We start from the raw sequence: 11,671 nt of genomic DNA on the forward strand, positions 1-11,671 counted from the left end.
TGTCAGAACGGCAACTCGATGTTTGGAGAGTTGAAATTTATGGAAAAAGAATTATCAGAAATGACTTTAGAAGAACTATGGGAGCTGTTTCCAATCTTTCTTGTCGAGCATATTGATAAGTGGGCAGATGACTACAAAGAGATTGAAATTTTGCTGCAGAATCTGTTCGCAGGCTTTCCCATTCATAGAATCAGCCACATCGGAAGCACAACGATTAAAGGGATATGGGCAAAGAATATTGTTGATGTGCTGGTCGAAATACCTGAGAGCAATAGCTTGAAAGATATGGCAAGGATATTGGAACAGAACGGCTTTACCATCATGTCCGCTAGAGTAGACCGGATTTCCCTTAATAAGGGATATACTAAAAATGGATTTGCGGACAAGGTGTATCATATCCATCTGCGATATGCCGGAGACAATGATGAACTATACTTCCGCGATTATTTAAATGACCATCCTGAAGTGGCAAAAGAATATGAAATATTGAAGCTCCAGCTCTGGAAACAATATGAACATAATCGAGATGCTTATACAAATGCAAAGACAGATTTCATATCTAGATGGACGGCTGAAGCAAGAAAGGAATATAGAGGCCGATATTGACAAATTCACTTATTACAAAAAAGATCAAGACCCCCACACTGCCCTTATCGGTAGTAAGGGCTCCTTGCTTTATGCTTCGAGATCGATTGTGATGCCGGACTTGAATTCCACGGTGAAGTGCTTGGCAAAGATGGTGATCTTCATGATGAGCTTTTTGACCAGAGCCTCATCAAACTCTGTGACTTCGCTTTCCTGACCGGCGATAAAGTCCTGCAGCGCTCTGATTCGCTTCATGGCTTCCTTGCGGCGGGGCTGTCGAAGGCAACCTTTTCTTTTTGTTCTCGGGTTGGGAGATCTCGTCGCGATGGTATTGTAGTCCTGTTTGTTGTATCATTAATATATAATAGAAAAAATAGAGTAGGTTGGGATAAATCGTATGCTTAGATTAGAAAAGATCAATGGAAAAAATGTATGGGATATTTTAAAGCTTAGAGTATCTGACGATCAGAAAAACTTCGTTGCTTCCAATGATATCAGTATTATTGAAGCTTACACTATGATTAGCGGAAATGGCTATGCTTTTCCGTTTGCTGTATATAACGCTGGTGTACCTGTGGAATTTTTGATGATAGGATTTGGGGTCAATGACTGCTGGGATGACGCACCTAAGATAGCTCAAGGAAATTATAATCTGTGGCGGCTTATGATAGACAGAAATTATCAGGGGAAAGGGTTTGGCAGGAAGGCAATTCAGCTTGCCCTGAACTTTATAAAGACTTTTCCTTGCGGAGCAGCAGAATATTGTTGGCTATCATATGAGCCTGAAAATGATGTCGCTCGCCAACTGTATAGCTCGTTTGGCTTTGTTGAAACAGGTGATAAGGACGGAGAAGAGATCATTGCCGCTTTAAAGCTGTAGCGCAAAACAAAAAGTAAGTTCACGGAAGAATAATACAAGAGAATGTAACAAGCTTTGCCGGCAAATCTATTTCTCTGCGGGAGTTTATGGATGTGTATGGAAATGCAGAATTTGAAATCATGACCGAGGGCTATTTCGGCAATACGACGACCTATAGCGGGTGGCTCTGGGAAGCAGAAAAAGCACCGGTATCCGCAATTTTGTATCTTGGGAATCGCGGGGATCGGATTTATCGAATCGAGGAATAGGTACTCATTTGGTCTTTGTGAGGGAGGTGAAGAACTGTGAACCAGGACCCGTTTCAAGAATATATGCGGGATTCCGAGTCGGGCAAACGTGAAAAAGGCTATGCATGGCGGATAGGAATCGGTCTTCAGGCAGTAGACGGACTAAAAATCTCCGACTATTTGTTGCATACGGCTGCTCGGAATATTGAAGGAGAGATATCCTTTCAAGAGGCCAAGGCCCTGTTACAGAGCTACTATGAAGAGCATCCTTCGCGTAACTTCGAAGATCGTACCGAGGAGGCGGATAAGGTTTCTGTCAGAATTGCGGAACTTCTTTCGGAAAAGGCGTTCAGTTTCACACCGCAGGAATACATTTCAATCCATCGAAAATTATTTGCTGGGATTTATTCTCATGCGGGGCGCCTCAGGGACTATAACATTACCAAACAGGAATGGGTTCTTGATGGTGCAAGCGTTCTTTACGGCAGTGTAACAGAACTGAGAGTAACCTTGGACTATGATTTTTCCGAAGAAAGAAACTTCTCATACAAGGGGCTGTCGATGGATGAGATGATTCGCCATCTCGCGGGATTTCTTTCGAGACTTTGGCAAATTCATATATTCGGAGAGGGAAATACCAGGGTGACAGCGGTATTTTTTATCAAATATCTGAGTACCTTAGGGTTTGAGGTTACGAACGACGTTTTTGCCGAAAATGCTTGGTATTTTCGTAATGCACTTGTCCGGGCAAATTATAACGATCTAAAAAAAGGAATTCATGAGACGACAGCATTTCTGGAACTCTTTCTGCGCAATCTCTTGTTGAATGAGCATCACCCGCTTCGGAACCGGACCTTGCATATCAGTTGGTCAAACGACGAGGCAATGAAACCGGACATTGGGACGAAAAAACCGGACATTGGGGAAGTAAAACCGGACATTGAATCGGAAAGACCGGATATTGACGAGAAAAAACCGGACATTGGAGCAGCGAAACCGGACATTATGGCCGAGTTCTTGCCAAAAACAGCCGGAAACATACGGAAACTTAGGGAAGCATTCCCGGAGGGAGCGGTTTTCGGACGAACAGAAGTCATGAAGGTGCTTGGTTTAAAAGCTTCCGGAGCGTCCGAACTTCTGATGAAAATGCGAAAGAGCGGCATTGTTGAAGCGGTCAGCGGTCAGGGGAAAGGAAAGTATCGCTTCATTCTGTTTTCTTGAATCATGCGGTAAACTATACGCTCGCTTGGGATATCGACGCCTTCAGATTTCCTGATTCAGAGTCATGGCGCTTTGAGGCGTCTGTAAGCCGGAACCGAGATCCGGATTTCCAATCCGTGTAGCCCACCCCCAGGTATACAGAGTGTTCTTTGGGATTTCCCAGTTCTCTCGCCGCCTTCGCCTGACCGATTTCCCTGGCAAGCTTGACAGCCTGAACTTTGAATTCGTGATCATATCACAAGACAGGGCTCTGTCTATTATTCAGACCGGTCTCAGTTCCTTGTAGCATTGCCTAATTTGAACTACGAGCAGATGCAGGAGGACGAAACTCCGTCAGATAAAGTAGCAGATCGAGTGGCAGATATGATCGGACTGAAAGGCGCGATGACGAGAAGACTTCTGAATGATCTTGTGGATAAGGGATTGTGGAATAAAGTGACACAGACTAACAGAAGGCGTTATTTGAAGGTTCCCTTAGATAAATAAATACCTATCTGTAAGGAAGTAAAATCAGAATGAGACAAAATACAGATGCAGATCGTATACTTACAATAGCTGAACAAGGTTTAGAAGGACATCTTTATGATGCCATAGAAAAGGAAAAAGTCGTCATTACCTTTTCCGGTAGTGAGGGGGGTTCTTCGACCAGTGATACAATGGCCTATTACTACAGACAAAACGGCATATCTGCCTTAGGAGTCACGCTGTTTGCAGGAATTGATACGGGAAAGTTTCTGGATAAAGTACCGTTGGAGTATGTTGAAAATGCGATTCGATATCTTAAAGATCAAGGTTATAAAAAGATTGCAGTGGATGGTATATCCAAAGGATCGGAATACGCCCTGCTTGCGGCATCAATGTTTGAAGACATCAGCTGTGTCATAGCACGTGTCCCTTCTTATTTTGTCAGTGAGGGCATGATCGGGAAAAAGAGGACATCTGGTGATTCCTGCTGGTCATATCAGAGAAAAAGTTTGAACTATGTTCCCTATAAAATAAAACAATTCAATGTGATAAAACAGTTTATCGCTCATCGTGAATTTAATATTCTGGATTATAATACAAATAAGGATATTGGATCTGAGGCTATCATTCCCATGGAAAGAATCCAAGGTCCTATTCTCCTCATATCAACAGAAGCAGACACAGTGTGGCCTTCCGTTCAACAGGCTGATTATATAAAAGAATATCTGTTAGACCATAACTTTCCTTACGAAATAATGAATCTGAAGTACCAATATATCAGTCACTTTGCTATCTCGATGAGAAGAAACGAAGGATTGTTAAAACTTCTCTTCAAGACAGAACGAAAATACCCGAATGAATGTGCAGCCGACAGAGCAGATATTACTTCTAAAGTGATTGACTTCATTCAAAATCACTGGTAAAGATAAATCGAGATTTGCTGAGGAAAAGAAACGGAGGAAGTAAACAAAACACTTTATATCCCTTTATATGGAAAATAAAAGGTGAGTCAACAGGGTATTATTTTGAACGATCTTTTAGCCGAAAGGATCTGGAAGGAAGAAGCATTTCCGATTCACGGAAAATCCAGGTCGAAATGGCTGGCTTATAACATGACCATAAGGGATCGATTCTTTGATGATTGGACAGACAGAATGTTGAAGCAGAACAAAGACGCATTGGTAATGCACATTGGATGCGGTCTTGACAGCAGGTATATGAGGATAAAAACCTCTTATGCGGAATGGGGAAATTGTTTGATTACAGTCGATTCTACGACATAGCCGGGGATACAGGTATGTTAAACGCTGTTGCGAAGATCCACGAGTACAAAGGCCGACAGGATTTATTCGTCAGACAAAAGCTTTGGCCCATGATCCCGGAATAGGAAGGGCTTATCATAAGAGAAGGGGCGGGCAGGAGCACATTTTATGTTTGTGCGGACAGTAAATAATTTTCTTCATTCAAAAGTAAGGGGCTTTAGACGTAGAAATAGATACAGGATGGCTGTATCAAACAAGAATAGCATTATCAATAAGAGGAACAGGTGTTTAATAAAGTGTTTGTTATAACAAGGGAATCATATGATGAATGGAAAAAGAAAACCGCTGTCCGCTGTGCTGAAAATTTATCTGATCTGCTATACATTCCGCGCAATTGAATGCTTTATACTGCGAACAGATCAAACAATATTTGGCGAGGCCTTTGTACATAAACTGGCCGGGATTTTCATTCTTTTTGCGGGTATAAAACTCTTTGAGTTCAAAGCCAAGGAAATCGGCTTCGACAAAGATAAAACAATTCAATATATAGCGAAGGGATTGGCTTTTGGAGCTGTAACGTTCATACTTGCATACTCGGCTGAGGTTTTAATGCTTGCTTTGCAGGGAAAATTTACGGGGCTTGCTTTATATGTAAGTGCTTATGCCGTGGATGGAAATATTGGTCATCGAACGGCTCCGGTTTTCTTTGCATTTTGTATGATTGGAAATATCATCAACGTTGTGATGGAAGAGGGTATATTTCGGGGACTGTTCCCAAGGCTGCTTGAACAGAGATATACCTGCATCATTTCCGCTGTAATAGCATCGAGTTTATTTGGCCTATGGCACATAATGGCACCGATTAGAAATTATTGTGACGGTACAATGAGCTTGGAAGGATTGATTGCTAATTCTGTTATGTTGGCTGTTACAACTTGCTTGATTGGCTTCAAATTTGCGATGATAACTAAATTGACGGGAAATCTGTATATGGCAATGGGAGATCATTTTTTCAATAATACAATCGTTAATATATTTCACGTTATTTCCATTACAGGTGCAGACGAACTTATGGTTTTGAGGATTTCCATCGCCCAATCCATATCATTTATAGCCGTTCTGCTATGGTGTTTTGTTGTGCAACATAAAAAATGCTCCGGCCTATGAATAAAACATGCCAGATAGTTTTTCTGGTTTACAAGAAATAAAGATAACCCCCTTTTTATCGGATTTTCATCATATAGATCAGACATGGTTTGTAGTATCCTTTCTGAGTGTTGTCTCGCAACCTCACTCTACCAGAGGACTGCAAACCATGTCTTCTTTGTATGTGATCCATATTTTTCACATTTTTACAGTTTATTTTGATTTATCCGTTAACGGCAGCAAGATTCCGATTTTGATGTTTTTTCTGCGCCACGGCGAGCTTCCCGCTGTGTTGGCGTGTGACAGCTTCAACGATACCTATAGGCGCTGATAAGCGCTGACAAAAGTTTGAGCTTTTGTTTGCACACTTCCCCGCACTCATTTGTTAAGCAGTATAAGGAGGTGAAAAAGTGGCAGATGAAGTGAAGTTGTCGGAACTGTCTGCTGACGACATTGAAGAAATGATCCGGGAAAATTATGCGGATATATTCAGGTATTGCTTTTGGCGGACAAAACAGCGATCCGATGCGGAAGATTTGACGCAAGAAACTTTTTTGCGTTTTATCAACAGTCTGTCTCATTACTCTGACCGCGGTAAGCCGAAAGCACTGCTCTATACGATTGCCCGGAATCTATGTATCAACTGGCATAAACGGATGAAGCCGCTGCCCTTGTCAGATGAAACACTGGAGAATATTTCTTTTGTTGAGGCAGACAAAGAAGCTGAGATTGCGAACAGGATTACCTTACACAAATACATGAATCAGCTGCCGAAGGACCAGCAGGAGATCTTGTTGCTGCGATACTACCTGGAGCTGCAGGTCAATGAAATCGCGAAGACTTTGGGAATCAGCCGATTTGCAGTGATGTATCGTTTGAGAGCAGCAATGAAACATTTGCGGCAGGATATTAGGAAAGGAGGTTCCGGGTTTTGAAAAACGAGCTTGAATCGAGTATCAGAGAATACTATTCCGAGATTTCTCCATCCCCGGACGAACAGAGGATTGAACAGACAATACGGCAGGCACGAGCTATTATGCGCAAAGTCGAATACACGGAAGAGAACGCTTCTTTCCTTGATTTCTTCCTGTCGCAGTTTTCGTTTATCAGAAAGCGGGTTTGGCTGATCCAGTTTGTGATTTTGCTTTTCTGTGCCTCTCTGCTCACAGGAAAGCGGGAAGCCGCAAGCACAATCGGCGTGATGTCTACGCTTACACCGCTGATTTTCTTGACTTGGACGCAAGAGCTATCCCGAGCTTTTCTCTATGAAACCGCAGAGGTTGAGTTATCCACTCGTTTCACCTTGCGTCAAGCTGTGATTTCACGAATTACAATTATAGGACTCTTTGATCTGCTGTCCGTGACTTTGCTTGGTTTTCTGACCGCTCACAGATTTGGATTGGAAATGCCGCATATTTTCATGTTTTTGTTTGTTCCTTTTCTTTTCACGGCGTTTGGTTGTCTGTTCATACTGAATTATTTTTCGATCAGATCCAATGTATATGGTTGTGCCGGATGGTGTGGACTGGTTATGATCGTATTTTTTTATCTTTCAAACTGGGAACCCAAAATCTATGATACAACCCTGATGCTGGCTTGGTATACAGCTTTTGTGCTCGCATTGATGTTAACTGTGCTTGCGTGTCATTTGTTGCTTAAAAGATGCGCGCAGGATTTCTGCTTCCGTCACATGGCATGAGAGGAGGGTTCGTATGGAATTGGAATTGAAGGGTTTGACAAAGAAATATAGAGAAAAAATTGCTGTCAATCACGTCAGTGCGGTTTTTCGCCCCGGTACGTATGGAATGCTCGGTGCAAACGGTGCAGGGAAAACCACTCTGATGCGAATGATTTGTGATGTTCTGACCCCGAGCTCCGGGGAGATAACAGTAAACGGAAACCGAATCAGCGCCATGGGAGAAAACTACCGCGCATTGCTGGGCTATTTGCCCCAGAATTTCGGCTATTATCCCGATTACACCGCAAAAGAATTCATGCATTACATTGCTGCTCTGAAAGGAATTCCCAAAACTGCGGCAAAAAATCAGACAAGACAACTCCTTGAATTGGTCTCTCTAAAGAGTGTTTCCGATCGGAAAATTAAGACCTTTTCCGGTGGAATGAAACAACGTCTGGGGATTGCGCAGGCCATTTTGGGGAATCCCAAAATATTGATACTCGATGAACCGACGGCAGGGCTTGATCCGAAAGAGCGTGCTCGCTTTCGGAATCTGATTGCCGATTTTGCAAAGGATAAAATCGTAATTTTATCAACACATATTGTTTTGGATGTGGAGTACATTGCCGATCATATCCTTCTGATGAAACAGGGGAGTTTTCTTCTCTCCGGTTCGACACAGGAATTAGCACATGAGATAGACGGAAAAGTTTGGACCTGTACCGTTACGAAAGAGAGCTTAAATAATCTGAATGAGAGATATACCATTGTTAATCTGCACCACACTTCCTCTGAACTTGCTGTGATTCGGATTGTAGCGGATGAGAGACCACAATCCGATGCAACGGCGGTTGAGCCGACATTGGAAGATTTGTACTTATACCACTTTCAGGGAGAAGAAAGAGAGGTATTAAAGAATGCTTGAACTGATCAAACTGGAGTGGATTAAACTCTGCAGAAAAAGACTTACGATAGCAGTGACTTTGTTCTGTGTATTTGTGACTTCGATCATTTTCTGCCTGCCGTTTTTGCAATATCAGATCTGGGATGCAAACGGTACAATGCTGACACGCGGTGAGGCGGTTTCGTATCGAAAAAAAACATACGATGAAATTTTAAACGGAAGCCTAACGGAAGAGCGCATCACGGATGATATGAGAGAATACAAGAACAAGTATTCCGATGCTGCGAATCTAATGACCCAGCGCGGCGGAGAAACATCGTTTACCGATGAAGTATACTATCGTTATTTTGCGCCAAGGCAATCCTATCTGAATATGATCGGAAATGCCTACAGCAACAATGAATACGGTGCGGCCAATATCTTATCCGTGGATCTTGAGAATGGCGCTGAATTTTATGAAACAAGGCAGGATACAATAGATGAACGGATCAAAAACAATAAGGATTTAAGCGATGATGAAAAGACTTATTGGAGAGAAAAGAGTTTATCGCTTGCCTTCCCCTTTGCGTACGGCTATGCACTCGGTTGGGCAAGCTTTGGTGAAACAGCCGATATGCTGATTATCTGCATATTAGGCATCTGCATCGTGGTCGCTCCGATTTTTGCGGGTGAATACCAATCAGGAGCGGATGCGGTGATTCTTTCTACGCGGTATGGAAAGAACAAGATTATCAGCGCGAAAATTTTTGTTGCATTTCTGTTCGGCACCATTGTATTTGCCGTAAACGCCGTAATTGCCTTGCTGCTACCGCTGCTGACCTTCGGAGCAGAGGGGGGAGCGCTCCCTGTGCAGATTGCCTATATCAGCAGCCCGTACAATTTGACTTTTGCGCAGGCGGATTTGCTTATCATTCTGATTGCCTATATTGTTTTAGTCGGGCTGATTGCAATAACCCTGCTACTCTCGGCAAAAATGAAATCAGCTTTTGCGGTGCTCATTCTTGATGTCTTGATTATTTTTATTCCGATGTTTTTCTCGCTGAGCAAAACAAATGCCTGGCTGCCTGCCATGGCTACATCAGGACTTTCAAGATATAGTTATTATATTTCATATCGCTTGGGGAATTCTGTGGGGGATATCTTTTTTGTGATTGTAATGGTCTATGCGATCATAATAGCCCTGTTCCTTCCCTTAGCCGGGATATTATTCAAGAGGCATCAGGTCTAGCAGACATCACTGCCGAGACAATTTTGTTCTGAGCTTCCGCTTGTATCTGTGGAATTTTAATCGAGAGGCTTTGAATACAGATGAAAGTTTGCGCTGCTCGCGACTGATGGCATGCTGGTGAAGCGGCCGCTGCTGGTGGGAGAGAACTTCGCGCTGACGGGGTTCAAAGAAGAGGAGTGGACGGAAAAGTTGCTGTGAGAAGTTCCTAACAGGGGCTATGTGTGCAGAAGAGCTCTGCAAGCTGTGGGTTACGGCTTGCACGGCTCTTTTTTGCTATGGCGCAAGAATGATTTCGTTTGCATATTTCCTCGCACTTATTTGTTAAATAGTATAAGGAGGTGACTATCTTGACAAAATACCTCAATATGATTATAATCATGCTCATAGTCATATAGATGCTAAACTTCAGATACAAGTTACAAAAATAAGGAGGTATGGTTATGGCCACAAAAAATATTTATGTTGCAGAAGCAGATCTACACTTATTTGATGATGCTGCCAAGTACGCCGGAAGTGTTTCTGCCGCTGTGATACAGGCACTTCAGGACTTTCTAAGTGTTCAACGCAACAAAAGCGAAGGATATGACAAGATTGAGTTAAACCTCTATGAAAAAGGGGTAAGAAGAAAGGTAATGTTCTATGGAATGGAGATTGCTCGTGTAGAACGTCCGGTAGACGGTGGAATAAGGATTGACACGATTTATAAAACTGCAAAAGGGCAGCTTGCAGTGGCAACCAAGGTTCGCAGGGAGCTTCCGAATTGGGCGAAAGGAAATCCACACGTATGGGAAAACCCGCAGTCTTGGTCACATGATTTTTGGAATCTGGGGGACAGAGTGTTAAACGTATATCCGGACATAGAGAGCCTAAAGGAGAAAGATGCGTATCTTGCCGAGTGCTGCGAATCTTCTCTTTCGGAAAAGCCTTATGAGTTTTTGGATATTTAGATTGGGTATAAATACTAGATTCATAGAACTATAACAAGCAAATAATGAGATAGCTTTGTGTTTATTTTCGAATTTCCCTTGGCAACTACCGGGGGTATTACTCAAAATTTGCTTGTATTACGGCAAATTCTAAGAATGCCGAATTTCAAACGAATCATGAGGCTACCTTCCGCTCGTATTTTAGCGCATGATGTCGGCTGAGACCGCCCCTGTCTTGCTATTGGCGCAGAACATGATAGACTGAAGTTATGAAAACAGTCAAAGTAGTCGCAGCTGTCATCTGTGATTCGCTGCGGGAGAAACAGAGCATATTTGCGACAGCCAGAGGATACGGGAAATTCAAGGGACAGTGGGAGTTCCCGGGCGGAAAAGTGGAGCCCGGAGAGAGTGCGGAGCAGGCGCTTCTGCGTGAGATTCGGGAAGAACTCGATGTGAATATTGTGCTCGGCGACTTGATCGAGACCGTCGAGTACGATTACCCGGCGTTTCATCTCTCCATGGATTGCTTCTGGTGCGAGCTTTCGGGCGGCGCGCCGAAGCTACTGGAAGCCGAGGACGGCCGATGGCTCACGAAAGCCGACTTATACACGGTGCCCTGGCTTCCCGCGGACATCTCTCTCATTCGGAATATCGAGTCACAGATGGGAGAGCCGGATCTCTTGCGGACGCAGGCACTTCGACTGTTGCGGCACCTCTGCGAGGAGCACATCCTCCCCGAGACCGTGTTTCATGCACCTGTGCCGGAGACGCAGAACTTCTCGGCATTGGTATCCCGCCTTAGGCTTGCACTGGGAGAGCGCTACCCGTCCACCAAGTTAAAGCGCATCATGAAGAGCGTGCATTACGCAAACGGCTTTACAGATGCGAGATTACGCGAGGCGGCCTTCACGCTGGATGAGGCGGAACAGTACCTGGTTCGGAACGGCTTTCTCGACCATGACCGCGGGGTTGCCTATTTTAACGAGAGAATCACGGCGCCTGATTTTTCCGTTTCGGCGCAGTCCTTGCTCGGCGTCATGTTGGAGAGTTTGCTGCTCGCAAAGGCGGGGAAAAGCTAAGGCTTCAAGTTTGAACCTAAGGTTCGGATTTTACTCGATACGATTCACATTTATCTCGAAAGGAGCATCT

General features: G+C 43.7%; 14 protein-coding genes and 1 pseudogene. 14 read left to right on the forward strand and 1 reads right to left on the reverse strand.

Translation table 11 applies throughout. From position 1 onward, the window contains the following. The first annotated feature begins 39 nt into the window (after window positions 1-39). Window positions 40-606, forward strand: a complete 567-nt coding sequence (locus tag HMPREF9623_RS06910; RefSeq protein WP_009533178.1) for a GrpB family protein — start codon at window positions 40-42, stop codon at window positions 604-606. A gap of 69 nt (window positions 607-675) precedes the next feature. On the opposite strand, the gene HMPREF9623_RS06915 is transcribed toward HMPREF9623_RS06910, so the two are convergent. Then, the gene (locus HMPREF9623_RS06915; RefSeq protein WP_009533179.1) at window positions 676-840 is read right to left on the reverse strand and encodes a hypothetical protein; all 165 of its coding nucleotides are present in this window, start codon (window positions 838-840) and stop codon (window positions 676-678) included. A gap of 142 nt (window positions 841-982) precedes the next feature. Between HMPREF9623_RS06915 and HMPREF9623_RS06920 the strand changes: the two genes are divergently transcribed. The 13 genes and pseudogenes from HMPREF9623_RS06920 (at window position 983) to HMPREF9623_RS12100 (ending at window position 11,601) form a co-directional block, all read left to right on the forward strand. Then, window positions 983-1,465: a GNAT family N-acetyltransferase gene (locus HMPREF9623_RS06920; RefSeq protein ID WP_009533180.1), complete on the forward strand. Its 483-nt coding sequence runs from the start codon at window positions 983-985 to the stop codon at window positions 1,463-1,465. Between the two features lie 92 nt (window positions 1,466-1,557). Next, window positions 1,558-1,713 carry a hypothetical protein gene (locus HMPREF9623_RS11190; RefSeq protein ID WP_195891212.1) on the forward strand — a complete coding sequence of 52 codons (156 nt, stop codon included), beginning with the start codon at window positions 1,558-1,560 and terminating at the stop codon, window positions 1,711-1,713. A 36-nt stretch (window positions 1,714-1,749) separates the two neighbouring features. Next, window positions 1,750-2,913, forward strand: coding sequence for a Fic family protein (locus HMPREF9623_RS06930; RefSeq protein ID WP_009533181.1), 1,164 nt, complete (start codon window positions 1,750-1,752; stop codon window positions 2,911-2,913). Between the two features lie 515 nt (window positions 2,914-3,428). Further along, window positions 3,429-4,301 (forward strand): acyl-CoA thioester hydrolase/BAAT C-terminal domain-containing protein, encoded by an 873-nt coding sequence (locus HMPREF9623_RS06935; protein WP_009533182.1) that lies wholly within the window; start codon window positions 3,429-3,431, stop codon window positions 4,299-4,301. Between the two features lie 81 nt (window positions 4,302-4,382). Continuing rightward, window positions 4,383-4,661: a class I SAM-dependent methyltransferase gene (locus HMPREF9623_RS12250; RefSeq protein WP_083826786.1), complete on the forward strand. Its 279-nt coding sequence runs from the start codon at window positions 4,383-4,385 to the stop codon at window positions 4,659-4,661. 300 nt (window positions 4,662-4,961) lie between these two features. Continuing rightward, window positions 4,962-5,807 (forward strand): CPBP family intramembrane glutamic endopeptidase, encoded by an 846-nt coding sequence (locus HMPREF9623_RS06940; RefSeq protein ID WP_009533183.1) that lies wholly within the window; start codon window positions 4,962-4,964, stop codon window positions 5,805-5,807. Window positions 5,808-6,196: 389 nt separating this feature from the next. Then, entirely contained in the window at window positions 6,197-6,721 is a 525-nt protein-coding gene (locus HMPREF9623_RS06945; RefSeq protein ID WP_009533185.1) for an RNA polymerase sigma factor, read from the forward strand. Then, window positions 6,718-7,485 carry a hypothetical protein gene (locus tag HMPREF9623_RS06950; RefSeq protein WP_009533186.1) on the forward strand — a complete coding sequence of 256 codons (768 nt, stop codon included), beginning with the start codon at window positions 6,718-6,720 and terminating at the stop codon, window positions 7,483-7,485. The genes HMPREF9623_RS06945 and HMPREF9623_RS06950 overlap by 4 nt, the downstream gene beginning before the upstream one ends. A gap of 13 nt (window positions 7,486-7,498) precedes the next feature. Further along, window positions 7,499-8,389 carry an ABC transporter ATP-binding protein gene (locus tag HMPREF9623_RS06955; RefSeq protein ID WP_009533187.1) on the forward strand — a complete coding sequence of 297 codons (891 nt, stop codon included), beginning with the start codon at window positions 7,499-7,501 and terminating at the stop codon, window positions 8,387-8,389. After that, a complete protein-coding gene (locus tag HMPREF9623_RS06960) occupies window positions 8,382-9,596 on the forward strand; it encodes an ABC transporter permease family protein (protein ID WP_009533188.1) in 1,215 nt (404 codons plus the stop codon). Before HMPREF9623_RS06955 ends, HMPREF9623_RS06960 begins: the two co-directional genes overlap by 8 nt. Before the next feature lie 84 nt (window positions 9,597-9,680). Continuing rightward, window positions 9,681-9,794: pseudogene (locus tag HMPREF9623_RS12160) on the forward strand (arsenate reductase family protein); the annotation flags it as partial. Between the two features lie 242 nt (window positions 9,795-10,036). Beyond that, window positions 10,037-10,543: an EXLDI protein gene (locus tag HMPREF9623_RS06965; RefSeq protein WP_009533189.1), complete on the forward strand. Its 507-nt coding sequence runs from the start codon at window positions 10,037-10,039 to the stop codon at window positions 10,541-10,543. Window positions 10,544-10,791: 248 nt separating this feature from the next. After that, a complete protein-coding gene (locus HMPREF9623_RS12100; RefSeq protein ID WP_009533190.1) occupies window positions 10,792-11,601 on the forward strand; it encodes a (deoxy)nucleoside triphosphate pyrophosphohydrolase in 810 nt (269 codons plus the stop codon). The last annotated feature ends 70 nt before the right edge of the window (window positions 11,602-11,671 follow it).

Source organism: Stomatobaculum longum (assembly GCA_000242235.1).
Lineage (GTDB): Bacteria > Bacillota > Clostridia > Lachnospirales > Lachnospiraceae > Moryella > Moryella longum.